The organism is Microbacterium neimengense (genome assembly GCF_054782995.1).
In genome coordinates, this window is the sequence record NZ_BAAGRK010000001.1 from 196,912 (window position 1) to 215,421 (window position 18,510).

Consider the following 18,510-nt stretch of genomic DNA (forward strand, 5'->3'; position numbering starts at 1 on the left):
CACCGAGCCGCCCGCGAGACTCGAAACACCGGTCGACGGTCCGTTGCGGACCCGACGCTCAGGAGGAGCATGCCGACCACGGCACCGGCGGCGCAACGCCGTAGAAAGTCCTCGTCCGCCAAGCGCGACGACGAGGCCCCCGTCATCCCGATCCTCGCGCGCAAGGTGCGCGAGGTCGAGGCGAAGGCCCAGCGCGGCAAGCTGGGCCCCACCAACCGCGTCAAGTTCCAGGTCATCGCCTTCCTGGTGCGCGAGGAACGCGCCCGCGTGAAGTCCGACACGACGCTGAGCGACGCGTCGCGCGCCGAGCTGCTCAAGCGACTCGACGGCGTGGCGACCATCCTCGCCAAGACCGCCGCGCGAGACACCTCCCTCATCCAGCTGCTCGAAGTGGACCAGGCGACCTCGCCGGTCGCGAAGCGGATGCGGCGCGACTGGCTGCTGGAGTCCGGTGCGGAGCTCGCCCCCGACGAGCTGATCATCACGGACGCTGCTCCGGCCACGCCCGTGGCCATGATCCCCGCCGCGGCCGCCTCCCGGCAGGTCGTGCCGCCGCAGGTTGAGGCACGCCAGATGGCGAACCCCTTCCTCGCCCCTGATCTGACCCCGCGCTCCACCGGCAGCAGCCCGCGTCGTCGTCTGGACGACTGGGAGCTCATGGGGCCGCTGTACAAGGCGTTCGAGACGGGCGCCGGCGGGGGAGCGGCCTCGATGGACCTGCCTCCCGTCCCGGAGTTCGACCGTCTCTCGCCCAAGGGGCTCGAGGTCATGGCGCACCAGTCGCGCTTCCTCGAGGCCGTGCGCGAGGGGCACCGCAGCTTCCTGCTGGCCGACGAGCCCGGCCTCGGAAAGACGGCGCAGTCGGTGCTCGCCGCATCCGTCGCGAACGCCTATCCGCTGCTGGTCGTCGTGCCCAACGTCGTCAAGATGAACTGGGCGCGCGAGGTGCACCGGTGGACGCCGCAGCGGCGTGCCACGGTCATCCAGGGCGACGGCGAGAACATCGATGCGTTCGCCGATGTCTTCATCGTCAACTACGAGGTCCTCGACCGCCATCTGTCGTGGCTCAGCACGATCGGCCTGGGCGGCATGGTGGTCGACGAGGCGCACTTCATCAAGAACCTCACGTCGCAGCGCTCCCGGAACGTGCTGGCCTTGGCCGGCCGCATCCGCGAGGCGCGGCGGAATCCCCTCATGCTGGCGCTGACGGGAACGCCCCTGATCAACGACGTCGAGGATTTCGACGCGATCTGGCGCTTCCTCGGCTGGACCAACGGCGAGAAGCCCGGTCCGGAGCTCATGGCCAAGCTGGATGAGACGGGGCTCACGCCCGCGGACAAGGCGTTCTACCCGCAGGCGCGCAGCGCCGTCATCTCCATGGGCATCGTCCGTCGGCGTAAGACCGATGTGGCGGCTGATCTTCCCGACAAGCTCGTCGCGGATCTGCCCGTCGAGCTGGACGACGAGTACGGCCGCTCGATCCGCCACGCCGAGCACGAGCTGGGCGAGCGTCTGGCGGCGCGGTACCGCCGCATCATCGAGGCCCGTGGCGAGCGCGGGCTGTCGATCGGCGAGATCGACGAGGACATCGTGCGCCTGGTCGCTCAGCACGAGCTCGACGAGTCGAAGGCCGCCACATCCGGCAGCGAGAACGTCTTCACCATGGTGCGCCGCATCGGCCAGGCCAAGGCCCTGCTCGCGGCGGATTACACGGTGCAGCTGCAGCGCTCGGTCGGCAAGGTGGTCTTCTTCGCGAAGCACATCGACGTCATGGATGCGGCCGAGGCGCACTTCGCCGCGGCCGGCCTGAAGACCGTGTCGCTGCGGGGCGACCAGACGGCCATCGCTCGGCAGGCGGCCATCGACGCGTTCAACTCCGACCCGGAGGTCGCTGTCGCGGTCTGCTCCCTGACCGCCGCCGGCGTCGGCGTCAACCTGCAGGCAGCATCCAACGTGGTGCTGGCGGAGCTGAGCTGGACCGCTGCGGAGCAGACGCAGGCGATCGACCGGGTGCACCGCATCGGGCAGGACGAGCCGGTCACGGCGTGGCGCATCATTGCCGCGCACACGATCGACACGAAGATCGCCGAGCTCATCGACGCCAAGCAGGGGCTGTCCCTCCGCGCGCTCGACGGCCACGCGGTCGAGCCCGGTTCGAGCGACTCCGTGCAGCTGTCCGCGCTCATGCACCTGACGCGGTCCGCGCTCGGCGGCTGACCCGCATCCATATGCACGGCCCCGGGTGTGCGCCCGGGGGCTCCGGGGCGATAGTGTCGGTGAGGCAGCGTCGCCCCATTCCCCGGAGCACCATCACCCGGAAAGCAGGGACTCCAGCATGAAGATCGGTATTCTCACCAGCGGCGGCGATTGCCCCGGACTGAACGCGGTCATCCGCGGTGTCGTGCTCAAGGGCACGACGACCTACGACCTCGAGTTCGTCGGCATCCGCGACGGATGGCGCGGCGTGGTCGACGGCGACTTCTTCCCGCTGACGCGGCACGAGGTCAAGGGCCTGTCGAAGGTGGGCGGCACGATCCTCGGCACCAGCCGCACCAACCCCTACGAGGGTCCCCGCGGCGGCGCCGAGAACATCGCGAAGACACTGTACGGGCACCGCATCGACGGCATCATCGCGATCGGCGGCGAGGGCACGCTGGCCGCGGCCAACCGCCTCGCCAACGACGGCATCAACGTGCTCGGTGTTCCGAAGACGATCGACAACGACCTGCGCGCGACCGACTACTCGTTCGGCTTCGACACGGCCGTCAACATCGCCACCGATGCGATGGATCGCCTGCGTACCACGGGCGACTCGCACCAGCGCTGTATGGTCGCCGAGGTCATGGGCCGCCACGTGGGCTGGATCGCGCTGCACGCGGGTATCGCCGCGGGCGCGCACGTGATCTGCATCCCCGAGGTCCCGATGTCTATCGATGAGATCGTCGACCAGGTCAGCCGCGCGCACGACCGCGGACGTGCGCCGCTCGTCGTCGTCTCGGAGGGCTTCAAGCTCACCGGCATGGACGAGGCCTTCAGCGACAAGGGCCTCGACGCTTTCAACCGCCCCCGTCTCGGCGGCATCAGCGAGGTTCTCGCTCCGGAGATCGAGCGCATCACCGGTATCGAGACCCGTGCGACGGTGCTCGGCCACATCCAGCGCGGCGGATCCCCCTCCGCCTTCGACCGCGTGCTCGCGACCCGTCTGGGCCTGCACGCGGCCGATGCGATCGTCGACGGTGCGTGGGGCCAGATGGTCGCCATGCGCGGCACCGACATCGTGCGCGTCCCGTTCGCGGAGGCCCTCGGCGAGCTGAACACGGTTCCCCAGTACCGCTACGAAGAGGCCGCCGCGCTCTTCGGCTGATGCAGAGCATGTCCCACTTCCCGCAGTTTCGGCAGCCGAATCCTGCGGAAAGTGGGACATGGATGGTGGATCATTGCCGCCAGCCAGCGCGCTCCAGGGCCTGCCGGACCTTGGCCACCGCCACGTGACCGTCGCCCCGCATGTGGTGATTCAGGATGCGGACGAGTTCCCAGCCCTCGGCGCGGATCGCGTCCCAGCGGTCGGCGTCCTTCGCGAACTGGCGCGCATCTTCCGCGTGCACACGCCCGTCGTACTCGACGCCGATACGCCAACGCCGGTATGCGAGGTCGAGTTCGGCGACATGCCGACCGTGCGGGTCGTGGAGCGTCCAGTTGATGTCGGGCTCCGGGAGGCCGCCTCGCTGGAGCAGCAGACGCAGCCGCGTCTCTCGTGGCGAGCGGGCGCCGGAGCGCACGTCTCGCAGGGCGGCTGAGAGGCGGCCTCGCACGTCGCCCATCGCGTCGATCTCGCCCCTCAACTCAGCCGCGCTCGAGGGCGGATGAGGCCCTGACACGAGGAACTCCGCCGCGCAGATGAGGTCGTCGACCCGCCACGTGGTGGCGGCCTGGCGCCATGCGCGTGCGGGATGCTCGACCGGGAGTCCGGCATGCTCGCGCGTCGCCGGTTCGCGGTGCTGAAGACGGTGACCTATGACGCTGCCGATGCGCGGCTCTCTCGCGGGTCGGTGGGCGTAGACATGGATCCCTGTGGTGTGAGGCCATTCGGGAACAGGAACTCCGTAGAGTGCGAGCGCCGTTTCACCTCCGAAGAACTGCCACGGCCGTAGCCGAGGCGCATACTCCTCACACCGTCCACGGATGTCGTCTCTCTCGGCCGCATCCGCAACAGAACGCACGCCGCGATACGGGATGCGCAGAGCTGATCGACGAAGCCGGTGAGGCGAGTGTCCGAGTGCCACCGCGTCCGCGACCGCGAAATGTGGCGGGAGGTCGGGGGGAAGAGGATCAGCCGGCGCCATACCCCCGAGCATCCGGTGCCCGGACCGTCGGGCAGGCGCTGTGCACAGCGTTGGCGGCTCTCACCCAGCCTGTGGAGGAGCCTCCCGGCCAGCATGTCCCACTTGCCGCAACTTTCGGTGCTGAAAACTGCGGGAAGTGGGACATGCGCTGCGGGAAGTGGGACATGCCGGGGCCGGGCCGCAGGACATGCCGGGTCGTCGCCGGAGGTTGGGGCGGCGGGTCAGGCGAGGCCGAGGACGTCCAGCATCCAGGCCTGCTCGTACGCGCGCTCGCGCCAGGCGTTGTAGCGCCCGCTCACGCCGCCGTGGCCGGCGACCATCTCGCACTTGAGAAGCGCGTCGGCACCGACCTCGCGCAGCCGCGCCACCCACTTCGCGGGCTCGACGTACAGCACGCGGGTGTCGTTGAACGAGGTGACGGCCAGGATGCGGGGATACGCGACGCCCTCGCGCACGTTCTCGTACGGCGAGTACGTCTTCATGTAGGCGTACACCTCGGGATCGTGCAGCGGGTCGCCCCACTCATCCCACTCGATGACGGTCAGCGGCAGCGAGGGGTCGAGGATCGTGGTCAGAGCGTCCACGAACGGCACGTCGGCGAGGATCCCGGCGAACAACTCCGGGGCGAGGTTCGCGACGGCGCCCATCAGCAAGCCGCCCGCCGAGCCGCCCTCGGCGACGAGGAGCTCCGGCGACGTGTAGCCGCGATCGATCAGGTGCAGGGCGCAGTCGACGAAGTCGGTGAAGGTGTTCCGCTTGGCCAGGAGCTTCCCGTTCTCGTACCACTCCCGGCCCATCTCGCCACCGCCGCGCACGTGGGCGACCGCGAAGATCACCCCGCGGTCGAGCTCCGACAGGCGCGCGACCGAGAACGCCGGCTCGATGGAGTGCTCGTAGGAGCCGTAGCCGTAGAGGTGCACCGGGCGAGGCGCCGCTCCCGCATCCCCGAACGACCGCTTCCACACCAGCGAGACCGGGACCTCGGTGCCGTCCTGGGCGGTGGCCCAGACGCGCGCCTGCGCGTAGTCGGCGCCGTCGTAGCCGCCCAGAACCGGCTGCTGCTTGCGCACGAGGCGCTCGCCGGTGGCGGGGTCGAAGTCGAAGACCGTCGACGGTGTCACGAACGAGCCGTAGCCCAGACGGATGAGGGGAGGGGCCCACTCGGGGTTGCCGGCTGTGCCGACGGAGTAGAGCGGCTCGTCGAACTCGAGCTCCGCCACCGCGCCGTCGGCGTAGTCCAGCATGCCGAGTCGCGCGAGTCCCTCGCGCCGGTAGGCCAGCACCCCCCAGTCGCGGAAGGTGGACAGCCCCAGCAGGCGGCGTCCTGCTTGGTGGGGCACGACGACCTCGCGCCCGCCCTGCGGATCGGATGCCGGCACTCGCACGAGCTCGAAGTCCACCGCCTGATCGTTGTGCAGGATGTAGAGCACGTCCTCGCCGTCGACCACGGCGTGGTCGCTGTCGTACTCCACGCCCTCCCGGCGCGGCCAGATCACGCGTGGCGCCCCGCGCAGGTCGTCGGCGGGAAGCAGCCATTCCTCGGAGGTGATGGAGGAGCCGACGCCGATGACCAGGAAGCGGTCGCTGCGCGTGAAGCCGGCGCCGACCCAGAAGCGGTCGTCGTCCTCGTGGAACAGCAGCGCATCATCGGCGACGGGAGTGCCCAGCTCGTGGAGCCAGACCTTGTCGGGCCGCCATGCGTCGTCGACGGTCGAGTAGACGACGAAGCGCCCGTCGGGAGACAGCGAAGCGCCCGCGAACGTGCCCTCGATGACATCGGGCAGCGTCGCGCCCGTCTCGAGGTCGCGCACGCGCAGCGTGTATCGCTCGTCTCCGGACGTGTCGACGCCGTACAACAGCAGCCGGCCGTCGGTGGAGACCTCGAAGGTGCCGAGGGAGAAGAACTCCTCCCCGTCGGCCTCCGCATTGCCGTCGAGCAGCACCTGCTCGCCCGGCAGCGCGCCCTCCGGGACCGGCGGCGTCCAGTCGTCGGGGGAGGCGAGCGGTGCGCGGCAGTGGATGCCGTACTGCTTGCCCTCCTCGGTGCGCGAGAAGTACCACCACTGGCCGCGACGGGTGGGCACGGAGAGATCGGTCTCGAGCGTGCGTCCCTTGATCTCCTGGAAGATCTGCTCGCGAAGACCCGCGAGGTGCGCGGTGCGTGCGTCGGTGTAGGCGTTCTCGGCCTCGATGTGCGCCACGACGCCGGCGTCGTCCTTGTCGCGGAGCCACTCGTACGGGTCGTCGAACACGTCGCCGTGGTGGGAGCGGGCGCGGACCTCTCGAGCGGCGTACGGGGGTGCGGGGATGGCGGAATCGGTCACCGTTCCACGCTAGTCGGATGCGGCAGGTTCCGGCCGCGACGAGCGACTCAGGCGTCGAGCCCGCGCACGATCGCGCGCGCCGCGCGGACGGCCGTGACCGTTCCGGCCGCCGTGATGTTGGCGGCGACCGCCCCCGGCAGAACGCCGTTTCCGGCGACGAAGAGGCCCTCGATGCCCCACACTGCGCCGTCGGGATTCACGACACCGGTGCCGTCATCCGCTTCGCTCATACGCACCGTCCCCGAGTAGTGCAGGGACGAGCCGGGCGGCAGCAGGAGCGTGTTGGCGACGGCATCCGGCCCCGCGACGGCCTCGAAGGCCACCCGTTGCTCACGGGTCGCGCGCTCGATGAGGGCCAGGTCGCTCTCGCTGTAGTCGTAATGGATGCGGGCGCGCGGCATGCCGAGCGCGTCCGTCTCCGCTTCCGAGAACTCGATGCGCGATGTCTCCCTGACCTCGGTGGGGACGTAGACGCTGATGCCGACGGCCATGGCCACGGCTTCCTGGAGGTCTTCGGAGAACAGCGGTCCGACACTGATCTGCCAGTGGAAGGGCTGTGCGTCGTCGCTGTGCGGCAGCCAGAGCGAGTCCGTCATCCATTCTCCGTCGCCGAGCGGCGGCACCTCGTCGATGCCGAGGTGGTGCGGCTCCGCGAAGACCCTTCCGGTGACGAACGCGTGCTCGTTGAGATAGCGGCCGAGAGCGCGGGGCCGCACCCCGGAGGCGAACAGGAGCTGCGGGCTGCGCAGAGCATCCGCGGCGACGACGACCTGGCCCGCGCGGAGTTGGCGGCGCTCGCCGGTGCTGAGATCCTCGACCTCGAGTCCCAGGGCGCGCTGTCCATCGAGAAGGATGCGCCGCGCGAGCGTGCCGGACAGTAGTGTGACGGCCTGCGACGACCCGTCGAGTTCCGGGAGGATGACCCCCGGGTCGGTGCGTCGACGTTCGACTCCGTCGGTGCGGAAGACGCCCATGGGCATGATCTGCGGTCCGCGTCCGGGTGCGCTGACGTCGCCGAATGCCCGCGTGAGCGCCTCCAGGACGGCGGTGCCGGCGGGCGTCGGGCCGAAGCGGTCGGATCCGATCCGCAGAATGCTGCGCACGCGCGCGTAGTCGGCATCCCACTCGGATGCGAACGCCGCCGGGATCTCCCGGCCCCAGGGGGTGGGGCACGCGGCGGTCCAGTGGGATCCCATCCCGCCGACGTTCCACGCGCTTGCGGCTGCGGGCATCTCGGTCGCGTCGTGTCCGAGTGCAGCGAAGTCGTAAAGCCCGAACGCGGATGCGCTGCGAGCGTCGAAGGCCCCCGCGGTGGCGGCTCCGACATACATGGACTGCACACCGGCCGCGACGTGCGCGTGATATGCGTCCCGGGTGCCCGCGTCGGCGGAGTCGTGGAGGTGACGTGCGGGGGCGCCCTCTCCCGCGGGGCCCGCCTCGACGATCGTGATCCGCGTCCCCGGGTGCAGCCGGCCCACTTCGGCGGCGACGGCGGCACCCATGATGCCGCTGCCCACGATGAGTACGTCCGCGTCCACGGATCCTCCAGATATGTCGATGATCGGTATAAGACGACTATTGCGATGCAAAAGACGTCTGATGAGTGGAGAAAGTTTCGTGCTCGTAACGAATTCTTGCCCGCTGTGACGCCGATGTTAATTCTGTCAACATCGGCCGGATCGGCTTGCGGCGTGACCATAGCCTGGCCGCGGCTCGGCATCTGCCGCCGGCGCCCCACCCGCTCCACGGGCGCACCCACCCGCATCCCGAAAGGCCGTACCACCATGTCTGCACTGCCTTCACGTCCACTCCGGCGCGCGCTCCTCGTCTCAGGAGTCGCCCTCACTGCCGCCATCGTCCTCGCCGGATGCGGTCGGGCGTCCGGCGATTCCGAGGCGGCCTCCGACACCGTCGTCGGCGACGACGCCGCGACCGGCACCATCGAGTTCTGGGCGGCCGGCGCGGAGGGGGAGGCGCTTCCCGCCTTCTTCGAAGAGTTCGAGAAGGAGAATCCCGACGTCACCGTCACCGTGACCTCGATCCCCGAGTCGGAGTTCGCCACGAAGGTCGCAGCCGCCGTCGCCGCGGGCAATGTGCCTGACGCGACATTCCTGCTGTCGCAGTCGCAGGCGAGCATGCTCGCCACCGACGCCTTCGCCACCGTCCCCGGCGGCCTCGTCGACGGCGGCGACTTCTTCGCCAACATGTGGGATGCCGCCCAGTACGACGGCGCCGCGCACGCCGTGCCCTGGTACACCTACGCCCAGGCGTTCTACTACCGCAAGGACCTGGCCGAGGCCGCCGGCATCGAGGCGCCCGCGACGTGGGACGACTACCCGGCGTTCGCGAAGGCCATGCAGGCGCAGGGAGTGAAGTTCCCGATCGGCCTCTCGGTGGAGTGGAATGAGTACACCGCGCAGCAGTTCAACGACTTCAGCATCCAGGCCGGTGGATCGCTGATCTCCGACGACCACACCGAGTGGACCATCGACACCCCGGAGAACCTCGCAGCGCTGGAGACCTTCACGAACCTGATCCTCGATGGGTACGCCTCGCCGGACGGCCCGACCTTCCTCGACACCGTGCCGTGGTTCACGTCGGGGCAGATCGGCGCCTATGTCAACGGGCCGTGGTTCCCGTCCTGGCTCGACGAGGCCAACGGGGAGGGCTGGTCGAGCAAGAACCTGGGCGTCGCGCTCAACGCCGCCGGCCCCGGCGGCAGCACCTCGGCGATCGGCGGCGGAAGCCTCGCCGTCTTCGAGGACGCCAAGAACGCGGATGCGGCGTGGAAGCTCGTGCGCTGGATGTCACAGCCCGAGAACCAGGTCGCCTGGTACGAGCGCTTCGGCAACCTGCCCGCCGTCGAGGCGGCATGGGACGAGCCGGTGATCGCCGACGACCCGTTCCTGGCCGTCATCAAGGAGGCCATCCCGATGGCGAGCGCGGTCCCCGCTGTTCCCGGCTGGTTGGAGGTCTCGGCGATGCTCGGGTCCGAGATGGAGCGCGCTGCCCGCGGGCAGGCGACGCCCGCCGAGGTGCTCGCCGCCGCACAGGCCAAGGCCGACGCGATCGGCACCGGCGTCGAGTGAGCGCCGGACGACCATGACGAGTTCCACACTCAGCCGAGGGGAGACGCGCGCGAGCCGTCTCCCCTCGGGGAGCGCCGCGCCGAGCGGGCAGACCCGCCGAGCGCGCCCGCGTCAGAGCCTGGTGGCCTGGGTCTTCCTGCTGCCGACGCTCATCGTCGTCGGCCTGTTCACGGTCGTTCCGGGCCTGTTCGCGCTGGCGTTCAGCTTCACGGACATCGGGCTGCGCGACATCCGCGACCCCCTCCAGGTCGATGTCGTCGGCGCCGACAACTTCACGGCGCTGTTCGCCAACCCGGATTTCCTGCGCTCCATAGGCAACACGGTCCTGTTCGTCGTGGTCGGTGTCCCGCTCACGATCGGCATCGGGCTCGCCCTCGCGATCCTGCTAGGCAGCGGCATCCGGCGTCTGCGCCCCGTCTTCCGTGCGGCCATCTATCTGCCGGTCATCGCGAACATCGTCGCCGCATCCGTGATCTGGAAGTACGCGCTCACCTACGAGGGCCCGGTCAACGAGGCGCTCGCGGCGATCGGCATCGCGGGGCCCAACTGGCTCGGGGACCCGGCATGGGGCGTGACCTCGGTGATCATGCTCACGGTCTGGCGGAACGTCGGGACCGCGATGGTGCTGTTCCTCGCGGGACTCCAGGCTGTGCCGGAGGAGGTGTACGAAGCCGCCGCCATCGACGGCGCAGGCCCCTGGCGACGGATCGTGCACATGACGCTGCCGTTGCTGCGGCCGACGACTCTGCTGGTGACGGTGCTCATCACCGTCATGTACATGAACATCTTCGAGGAGCCCTACCTGCTCACCGGCGGCGGCCCCTTGGACTCGACGAGATCGATCTCCCTCTGGGTCTATCAACAGTTCGGTTACGGGAACATCGCCGCCTCCATGGCGGGCTCCTTCGTGCTGATCGTGTTGGTGGCCGTGGTGAGTGTCGTGCAGTTCCGGATGCTGAGGCCCAAACACTGATGCGTACCTCCCGACTGGGCAGCGCGCTGCTCTACCTGCTCATCACCGTCGTGTGCGTCGCGATGCTCATCCCGTTCGTCCTGGTGTTCTTCGGCGCGTTCAAGACGCAGGGGGAGTTCACCGCGAACCCCGGTGCGTGGCTGCCGGAGTCCTTCGGCAACCTCGCCAACTTCGCGACGCTCTTCGACCGCGGCTTCGGGCAGTACTTCCTGAACGGCGTCGTCGTGTCCGCGCTCGTCGTCGCCGGAAACCTCGTGTTCAGCTCGCTCGCCGGATACACCCTCGCGAAGCTGCACTTCCGCGGCCGCGGGTTCGTCTTCGCGCTGGTCCTGGCCACCATGATGGTTCCGATCGTCGCCATCTTTGTGCCGCAGTTCATGGTGGCCGTCCAGCTCCGGCTCGTCGACACGCTATTCGGAATAGCGCTTCCCATGCTGGTCCTGCCGATCGCCGTGTTCGTGGTCCGTCAGTTCGCCCACTCGATTCCGGAGGACCTCATGGAGGCGGCGAGGCTCGACGGGGCGGGGGAGTTGCGCATCTTCGGCCAGATCTTCCTCCCGCTGCTCGCGCCCGCACTCGCCACGGTCAGTGTGCTGACCTTCCTCGCTTCGTGGAACGCCTTCATCTGGCCTTTGGTCATGGCGCAGTCGCAGAGCACCTACACCCTGCCCGTCGGACTCGCCGTCGCCGCACAGTCCAACCAGACGACCGAGTTCGGCGTGCTGCTTGCGGGTGCGGTCGTGGTGCTGCTTCCCGTTCTGATCCTGTTCCTGTTCCTGCAGAAGTACTTCGTGCAGGGCATCGCCGCCACCGGTCTCAAGTGAGTCCGTGCCCTCCGCTTCGAAAGGTTCCGTCATGACGATCCGACGCTCACAGGTCGCCCTCAACCCCATCCAGTGGACCAACCTGCCGCCCGATCCCGCCGTCCCCGGAAGCACGGGGCGGTGGCGCTACGGAGAGCCGTCGTTCGTCGCCGATTACCCCGAGGTTCTCGCCAAGGTGGCCGCATCCGGATTCGACGCCACGATGATGGAGGTTCTGGATACGCAGACCCTCCAGAGCTACGCAACGATGATCGAACGCGCAGGCCTGCGCGTCGCACCCGGCTACGCCTCCATCGGGCTGCCGGAGGACGAGGGGTTGGACATCGCGCCCGGCAGCGCCGAGTGGGCACGCTGGTTCAACCCCGTGCGCCGCAAGGCGGAGGAGTCGCTCTTCTTCGGCCTTGACACGGTCTTTCTCGCGCCGATGGTCGACTACCGGCTGCCGCGCTGGTCTGAGCGCGCGGCGGTCGGATACCTCGCCGACCGCGACAGGCTCCTGCGGCAGGCCGACATGCTCGCCGAGGCGGGCCGCATCCTGCGTGCCGAGGGCGTGCGTGCCGGGCTGCACAACCACGTCGGCACCTGGGTCGAGACCGAGGAGGAGATCGAGACCGTGCTCGCCGAGGTCGATCCGGACGTCCTGGGGGCGTCGTTCGATCTCGGCCACCTCGCGTGGGCGGGCATAGACCCGGTCGCGATGGTCGCGCGTCATCGCGATCGCGTCATCGACCTTCACATCAAGGACCACTCCGCAGCCCTCGTCGCCGAGAACCGGGCGCACCCCGGCCCGTACGAGCGCGTCGCCTCGCAGCCCTTCTTCCTCGAGCCCGGCAGCGGCGACATCGACATTCCGGGTGTCCTGGCGCAGCTCGGTGACGACTTCGGCGGTTGGCTGGTCATCGAGGTGGATCAGTTGCACGGCGACCCGGATGCGAGCGCCCGTCGCAGTCGTGCGTGGGTCGAGCAGACGTTCGCCGCGTGAGCGCACTGCGCGTCGCGATCATCGGGACCGGGATGATCGCCGAGGTCCATGCGCGCGCGGTCCGCACGGTCGGGGGTCGGTTGACGGGTCTTCTCGGCTCCCGTCCGGAGCGGGGGGCGCAGGCCGCCGAGCGCTGGGGCGGCCGGGGTTATCTCGATCTCGACGATCTCTTGGCCGACGCCCCGGACGTCGTCCACGTGTGCACTCCGAACGCGACGCATGCGCCCTACGTGCGGTCACTGCTCGAAGCCGGCGTCGCGGTGGTGTGCGAGAAGCCGTTGGGGCTCGACGGGGCCGAGGCGCATGATCTGGCCGCGCTCGCCCGACGGGCGGGGGTCGTCGCAACCGTCCCCTTCGTCTACCGTTACCACCCGCTCGTGCGCGAAATCCGCTCGCGGGTCGCGCAGGGCGGGTTGGGACGAGTCCTGCTCATGCACGGCACCTATCTGCAGGACTGGATGCTGGACGCGCGCACGGCGAACTGGCGCGTCGACCCCGCGCTCGGCGGCGCCTCGCGCGCCTTCGCGGACATCGGCTCGCACTGGTGCGATCTGGTCGAGTTCGTCAGCGGGGAACGCTTCGACGCCGCCTCCGCGCAGTTCGCTCTTGCGCACCCCGAACGTCCCGTCGGCAGCGACCACGCCTTCGGCGGCGTCGCGACGGCCGAGCGACCGAGCGCGCGCGTCGAAACAGAGGATGCGGCGATCGTCGCGTTGCGCACGCGCTCGGGTGTTCCCGCCAGCGTCGTGGTGTCGCAGGTCTCCGCGGGACGTAAGAACCGGCTGTGGTTCGAGATCGACGGCACCTCGGCCAGCGCCGTCTTCGACCAGGAGACGCCCGAGACCGTGTGGTTCGGCACGACGAACGGGGCGAGCATCCTGCGGCGCGCCGAGGCAGAGCCCTCGCCGGCACAGGCCCGCTTGAACGCGTTCCCGGCCGGGCACGCGCAGGGGTGGGGCGATGCGTTCGCCGCGTTCGTCTCGGACACCTACGCCGCGGTGCGCGGTGAGGCGCCGGACGGTCTTCCGACATTTGACGACGGCGCGCGTGCCGCCGACATCGTCGACGCGGTGCGCGCCTCGGCGCGCTCCGCCTCCTGGGAGGACGTCGCGACGCACTGAGCGTGTGCGCCGGATCATCGAACGGGCGAGTCGGAGGTTACGCCCGGCGCACTGAGTTGACCGGGAGGGCGGGCGATGTAAGGATTCCGTGTGGTCGGGTTAACGAATGCCGACTTCACGGTGAACTGTTCGTTCGCGCCGCCGTTCGCTCGGCTCTCCCTCCTTCTCCCTCTCCCCGAAAGCGAACGGTGGAAACCGCAGCACTGATCGTCGTCCTGATCATCGGACTCGCGCTCTTCTTCGACTTCACCAACGGCTTCCACGACACCGCCAACGCGATGGCCACGCCCATCGCGACGGGTGCCCTGAAGCCGAAGGTCGCCGTACTGCTGGCGGCGGGGCTCAACCTCGTCGGGGCGTTCCTGTCCACCGAGGTGTCCAAGACGATCTCGCACGGCATCGTGCGCGAGGACCAGATCTCGCCCGGAGCCTTCCTCCCGCTGATCTTCGCCGGGCTCATCGGCGCCATCACTTGGAACATGCTCACGTGGCTGCTGGGCCTTCCCTCGAGTTCGTCGCACGCACTGTTCGGCGGCCTCATCGGCGCGACGCTCGTGGGCATCGGCGCCTACGCGATCGACTTCGGTGTCGTGCTCAGCAAGGTCATCCTCCCGGCCCTGATCGCCCCGGTGACGGCGGGCGTCATCGCCTTCGCCGCGACCAAGCTCGCCTACGCTGTGACCCGGCGCTACGACGGCAAGCCGGACGGCCGCGACGGCTTCCGCTGGGGGCAGATCTTCTCCTCCTCCCTCGTCGCCCTCGCGCACGGGACGAACGACGCACAGAAGACGATGGGTGTCATCACCCTCGCGCTGATCATGGCCGGCTGGCAGGACTCGGCCCACGCCGATCCCCAGCTCTGGGTCATCTTCGCCTGCGCCTTCACGATCGCCCTCGGCACGTACATGGGCGGCTGGCGCATCATCCGCACGCTCGGCAAGGGCCTCACCGACGTGAAGCCGGCTCAGGGGTTCTCCGCGGAGAGCTCCACCGCCGCCACGATCCTCGCCTCCAGCGCCCTCGGCTTCGCCCTGTCGACCACGCAGGTGGCATCCGGCTCGGTCATCGGGTCCGGGCTCGGTCGCCGCGGCGCGAAGGTGCGCTGGCGGACGGTCGGTCGGATCACGATCGGATGGCTGCTCACGCTCCCCGCCGCGGGGATCGTCGGTGCGGCGGCGGCCCTCATCGTGGCCTGGCTCGGCCCGTGGGGCATCGCGATCGACGCGGTCCTGGCCGTGATCATCGTGCTTCTGCTCTTCCTGCGTTCGCGCCGTGACGAGGTCACCGCCGCCAACGCCATGAGCGAGGTCGCCGACTCCGGTCGCGCGGTCAAGGTCAAGCGCAACCCGCCGCCCACGCGTCGCCAGCGTCGCCTGGAGCGCGAGCGGGCCCGTCAGGAGAAGGGACAGCGCTGATGGACATCCAGATCGATTGGCTCGCGTTCGTCCAGGTCTTCTTCGCCGCCCTCATCGCCGCCGTCGCCGTGGTGGGAAGCTACGCGCTCGGACTCCGGATGCTGGTGCGCGCCGGACGGGCGCCGGTGGTGGCGCCGGCGGAGTTCACCGACGCGATCACCGTCATGACCGACAAGCAGCGCGCCAAGGCGGAGAAGGCCGCGGCGAAGGCTGCCAAGCGCTCGCCGCTGACCGACGCGCAGAAGCGGGTGGCTTTCATCGTCGCATGCGCAGCCTTCGGTTTCTGCGCGCTCGCGGTGCTGTCGGGACTCCTGCTCATCGTCATCGGCCACTGATCACCGCGTCGGCGGCGGGCCGTAGGGTGGCGGTATGAGTGCCGCATCCGCCGCCGTGCAGTTCGGGCAGCATCCGCCTGCGCTGCGCACGATCGTCCACCTGAGCGACACGCACTTCCTCGCCGGCAATGCGGCGCTGGGCGGGCGCTACGACACACTGGCGAACCTGCGGCGCACCGTCGCCGCGATCGATCGCACCCGCATCCGCCCCGACGCAGTGGTGTGCACGGGCGATCTCACCGATCTGGGCGAGCCAGAGGCCTACCGCGCGCTGCGCGAGGTGCTGGAACCCGCGGCCGAGCGGTGGGGCGCGCCGCTGGTCTGGGTTGCGGGCAACCACGACGAACGCGCGCCGCTGCGCGCTGAACTCCTGGGTGCTGCGGCGAGCGACGAGCCCGTCACCGCCGTCCACGACCTCGACGGCCTGCGTCTGGTCGTGCTCGATTCCACCGTGCCGGGCTGGCACCACGGCGAGATCGACGATGCGCAGCTGGCATGGCTCGCCGATGTGCTGGCAACGCCCGCCCCGCTGGGGACGCTTCTCGCGCTGCACCATCCGCCGCTGCCCAGCCACATCCCGTTCTTCGACATCCTCGAGCTCCGCGAGCAGCACCGGCTGGCGAGCGTCGTCCGCGACAGCGACGTGCGCGGCATCCTGGCCGGCCATCTCCACCACTCAACCTCCGGCATGTTCGCCGGAGTACCCGTGAGTGTGGCGGCCGCCACGTGCTACACGATGGATCTCGCGCGCCCCGCGGACGAGGTCAACGGGATGGATGCGGGGCAGTCGTTCCACCTCGTGCACGTCTACGACGACACCGTCACGCACGCGGTCGTGCCGGTGGTCGACGCCGAGACGGCCGATTTCTTCACACCAGAGTGGAACGCGAAGATGGCGGCGCTGACCCCACAGGAGCGGCTCGACGCGTTCTCACGCAAGCGCCCCCGCTGACGCTCGCCGCCACGGAGGGTGCCGTGCGCACGGTGTACGCCGTGTCCGGTGGTGTGCACGGATGCGGCGATTAGGCTCGGTCACGCAACCGGCCGACGACCCACAAGGACAACGCATGCCAGAGCACGCAACGACGCGTACCCGTACCGAGACCGACTCCCTCGGGAGCCTCGAGATCCCCGCCGACGCCTACTGGGGGATTCACACGGCTCGGGCTCTCGAGAACTTCCCGATCTCCAAGCGCCCGATCTCGGTCTACCCCGATCTCGTCGTGGCGCTCGCGATGGTGAAGCAGGCCTCGGCTCGTGCGAATCGGGAGATCGGCGTGCTCGATGCGGAGCGGGCCTCGCTCATCGACCGCGCCGCGCAGGAGGTCATCTCGGGACGCCACCACGACCAGTTCGTCGTCGGCGTCATCCAGGGCGGTGCCGGCACCTCGACCAACATGAACGCCAACGAAGTCATCACGAACGTGGCGCTCGGGCTCGCCGGTCGCGAGAAGGGCGACTACGCCTACCTCTCGCCGATCGATCACACCAACCGCAGCCAGTCGACGAACGACGTGTATCCGACCGCGATCAAGGTCGGCCTCTCGCTCACACTTCAGAGTCTGTTGGGCGAGCTCGACCTGTTGCGCCAGGCCTTCCTCGACAAGGCGCGCGAGTTCCATGACGTGCTCAAGGTCGGTCGTACGCAGCTGCAGGATGCGGTGCCGATGACCCTGGGGCAGGAGTTCCACGGCTTTGCGACCACACTGGGCGAGGACCTGCACCGGCTGCGCGAGAACGCCTGGCTGCTGCACGAGGTCAACATGGGGGCGACCGCGATCGGCACGGGCATCACGACGCATCCGGATTATGCTCCCGCCGTGCTGCGGCACCTGCGCGAGATCTCGGGGCTGGACCTCGCGACGGCCGACGACCTGGTCGAGTCTACGAGCGACACGGGCTCGTTCATGTCGTTCTCGTCGTCGCTCAAGCGCAACGCGATCAAGCTCTCCAAGATCTGCAACGACCTGCGCCTGCTCTCCAGCGGCCCGCAGGCCGGTCTCGGCGAGATCAACCTGCCCGCGCGTCAGGCGGGCTCCAGCATCATGCCCGGCAAGGTCAACCCGGTCATCCCCGAGGTCGTCAACCAGGTCGCCTTCGCCGTGGTCGGTGCGGACATGACGGTCACGATGGCGGTCGAGGGCGGCCAGCTGCAGCTCAACGCCTTCGAACCGGTGATCGCCCATTCGATCTTCCAGTCGATCACGTGGATGCGCCAGGCCATGTGGACGCTGCGGGTGAATTGCGTCGAGGGGATCACGGCGAACCACGATCGCCTGGGAGCGATGGTCGGCTCATCGGTGGGGGCGATCACCGCTCTGACGCCCTTCATCGGGTACGCGGCCGCCGCGGCGCTCGCCAAGACGGCGTTGCTCACCGGTCGAAACGTGGCCGATCTCGTCGTCGAGGCGGGACTCATGCCCCGCGACGAGGTGGTCAAGCAGCTCTCACCCGCGCGGCTTTCGGGACTCGAGGCCATCACGGCCGCCATCCCGATCATCGATACGAGCCTGACTCCGACCCAGGACTGAGTGTCGACCGTGCGTGCGCAGGGCGCAGCCGATAGCGTCGGAGCGCGCACCGTGCCCGCGCCGAACCAGGAGGAATCATGACCGACCCGACCGGATCGACCGAGAACACCCCGCCGGTCCCGCCGTCCTACCCCGCCGCGCCTCCGGCGTACCCGACGGCTCCGCCCGCCTCGTCAGAGGCGCCGCCGGCCTATCCGACGGCGCCGCCCGCTGCCGGCCCGGTTCCTGACCAGCCGAACCCCGGCGCTCCGGTGCCGGGCAAGACGCTCGGCATCGTGGCTCTGATCGTCGCCTTCTTCGCGCAGCTGATCGGTCTGATCCTCGGCATCGTCGCGCTCGTGCAGAGCCGTAAGGCCGGCGTGCGCAACCTTCCCGCGGTGTGGGCCATCATCGTCAGCTCCGTCCTGATGGTGATCGGGATCATCGTGGGGATCATCCTCATCGTGAGCTTCGTGAGCCTGATCGACCAGGCGACGCAGTACTGCCTGGAGAACCCCGGCGGCTCCTACCAGATCAACGGCGTGACGCAGTCCTGCCCCGCAGGCTGAGTCGATCTGAAACGACGACGATGGC

General features: G+C 69.3%; 15 protein-coding genes. 12 read left to right on the forward strand and 3 right to left on the reverse strand.

The genetic code is table 11. The annotated features are described in order from the left end of the window. The first annotated feature begins 69 nt into the window (after positions 1–69). Positions 70–2,217, forward strand: a complete 2,148-nt coding sequence (locus ACYVJS_RS00895; RefSeq protein WP_460736876.1) for a DEAD/DEAH box helicase — start codon at positions 70–72, stop codon at positions 2,215–2,217. Positions 2,218–2,335: 118 nt separating this feature from the next. Beyond that, positions 2,336–3,364, forward strand: a complete 1,029-nt coding sequence (locus tag ACYVJS_RS00900; protein WP_137416521.1) for a 6-phosphofructokinase — start codon at positions 2,336–2,338, stop codon at positions 3,362–3,364. Between the two features lie 70 nt (positions 3,365–3,434). Here ACYVJS_RS00900 and ACYVJS_RS00905 read toward each other — a convergent pair whose 3' ends face one another. From ACYVJS_RS00905 to ACYVJS_RS00915, 3 genes are all read right to left on the reverse strand, one after another. After that, the gene (locus tag ACYVJS_RS00905) at positions 3,435–4,220 is read right to left on the reverse strand and encodes a DUF559 domain-containing protein (RefSeq protein ID WP_460736878.1); all 786 of its coding nucleotides are present in this window, start codon (positions 4,218–4,220) and stop codon (positions 3,435–3,437) included. A 344-nt stretch (positions 4,221–4,564) separates the two neighbouring features. Further along, positions 4,565–6,667: a S9 family peptidase gene (locus ACYVJS_RS00910; RefSeq protein ID WP_460736880.1), complete on the reverse strand. Its 2,103-nt coding sequence runs from the start codon at positions 6,665–6,667 to the stop codon at positions 4,565–4,567. Between the two features lie 47 nt (positions 6,668–6,714). Further along, the gene (locus tag ACYVJS_RS00915; protein ID WP_460736882.1) at positions 6,715–8,205 is read right to left on the reverse strand and encodes a GMC oxidoreductase; all 1,491 of its coding nucleotides are present in this window, start codon (positions 8,203–8,205) and stop codon (positions 6,715–6,717) included. 246 nt (positions 8,206–8,451) lie between these two features. On the opposite strand from ACYVJS_RS00915, the gene ACYVJS_RS00920 reads away from it, so the two are divergent. The 10 genes from ACYVJS_RS00920 to ACYVJS_RS00965 all read left to right on the forward strand — a co-directional run bounded on the left by ACYVJS_RS00920 (position 8,452) and on the right by ACYVJS_RS00965 (position 18,485). After that, positions 8,452–9,756, forward strand: coding sequence for an extracellular solute-binding protein (locus tag ACYVJS_RS00920; RefSeq protein WP_460736884.1), 1,305 nt, complete (start codon positions 8,452–8,454; stop codon positions 9,754–9,756). A 13-nt stretch (positions 9,757–9,769) separates the two neighbouring features. Further along, a complete protein-coding gene (locus ACYVJS_RS00925; RefSeq protein WP_460736886.1) occupies positions 9,770–10,729 on the forward strand; it encodes a carbohydrate ABC transporter permease in 960 nt (319 codons plus the stop codon). Further along, a complete protein-coding gene (locus ACYVJS_RS00930) occupies positions 10,729–11,553 on the forward strand; it encodes a carbohydrate ABC transporter permease (RefSeq protein ID WP_460736888.1) in 825 nt (274 codons plus the stop codon). The genes ACYVJS_RS00925 and ACYVJS_RS00930 overlap by 1 nt, the downstream gene beginning before the upstream one ends. A gap of 31 nt (positions 11,554–11,584) precedes the next feature. After that, positions 11,585–12,535 (forward strand): sugar phosphate isomerase/epimerase family protein, encoded by a 951-nt coding sequence (locus ACYVJS_RS00935; RefSeq protein ID WP_460736890.1) that lies wholly within the window; start codon positions 11,585–11,587, stop codon positions 12,533–12,535. Then, positions 12,532–13,656, forward strand: coding sequence for a Gfo/Idh/MocA family protein (locus ACYVJS_RS00940; protein ID WP_460736892.1), 1,125 nt, complete (start codon positions 12,532–12,534; stop codon positions 13,654–13,656). Before ACYVJS_RS00935 ends, ACYVJS_RS00940 begins: the two co-directional genes overlap by 4 nt. Positions 13,657–13,844: 188 nt before the next feature. After that, positions 13,845–15,071, forward strand: coding sequence for an inorganic phosphate transporter (locus ACYVJS_RS00945; RefSeq protein ID WP_243227161.1), 1,227 nt, complete (start codon positions 13,845–13,847; stop codon positions 15,069–15,071). Further along, positions 15,071–15,406, forward strand: coding sequence for a peptidase (locus ACYVJS_RS00950; RefSeq protein WP_137416530.1), 336 nt, complete (start codon positions 15,071–15,073; stop codon positions 15,404–15,406). The genes ACYVJS_RS00945 and ACYVJS_RS00950 overlap by 1 nt, the downstream gene beginning before the upstream one ends. Before the next feature lie 34 nt (positions 15,407–15,440). After that, positions 15,441–16,358: a phosphodiesterase gene (locus ACYVJS_RS00955; RefSeq protein ID WP_460736894.1), complete on the forward strand. Its 918-nt coding sequence runs from the start codon at positions 15,441–15,443 to the stop codon at positions 16,356–16,358. Positions 16,359–16,473: 115 nt separating this feature from the next. Beyond that, positions 16,474–17,937, forward strand: a complete 1,464-nt coding sequence (locus ACYVJS_RS00960) for an aspartate ammonia-lyase (protein ID WP_460736896.1) — start codon at positions 16,474–16,476, stop codon at positions 17,935–17,937. A gap of 77 nt (positions 17,938–18,014) precedes the next feature. After that, on the forward strand, positions 18,015–18,485 hold the full coding sequence (locus ACYVJS_RS00965; RefSeq protein ID WP_460736898.1) for a DUF4190 domain-containing protein: 471 nt from the start codon (positions 18,015–18,017) through the stop codon (positions 18,483–18,485). Positions 18,486–18,510: the final 25 nt, after the last annotated feature.

Excerpts from the sequence above, each read along its gene's own strand:
- ACYVJS_RS00935 (WP_460736890.1), top strand. The coding sequence starts at position 11,585 with ATGACGATCCGACGCTCACAGGTCGCCCTCAACCCCATCCAGTGGACC.
- ACYVJS_RS00930 (WP_460736888.1), top strand. The coding sequence starts at position 10,729 with ATGCGTACCTCCCGACTGGGCAGCGCGCTGCTCTACCTGCTCATCACC.
- ACYVJS_RS00900 (WP_137416521.1), top strand. The coding sequence starts at position 2,336 with ATGAAGATCGGTATTCTCACCAGCGGCGGCGATTGCCCCGGACTGAAC.
- ACYVJS_RS00920 (WP_460736884.1), top strand. The coding sequence starts at position 8,452 with ATGTCTGCACTGCCTTCACGTCCACTCCGGCGCGCGCTCCTCGTCTCA.
- ACYVJS_RS00950 (WP_137416530.1), top strand. The coding sequence starts at position 15,071 with ATGGACATCCAGATCGATTGGCTCGCGTTCGTCCAGGTCTTCTTCGCC.
- ACYVJS_RS00955 (WP_460736894.1), top strand. The coding sequence starts at position 15,441 with ATGAGTGCCGCATCCGCCGCCGTGCAGTTCGGGCAGCATCCGCCTGCG.
- ACYVJS_RS00965 (WP_460736898.1), top strand. The coding sequence starts at position 18,015 with ATGACCGACCCGACCGGATCGACCGAGAACACCCCGCCGGTCCCGCCG.
- ACYVJS_RS00925 (WP_460736886.1), top strand. The coding sequence starts at position 9,770 with ATGACGAGTTCCACACTCAGCCGAGGGGAGACGCGCGCGAGCCGTCTC.
- ACYVJS_RS00960 (WP_460736896.1), top strand. The coding sequence starts at position 16,474 with ATGCCAGAGCACGCAACGACGCGTACCCGTACCGAGACCGACTCCCTC.
- ACYVJS_RS00895 (WP_460736876.1), top strand. The coding sequence starts at position 70 with ATGCCGACCACGGCACCGGCGGCGCAACGCCGTAGAAAGTCCTCGTCC.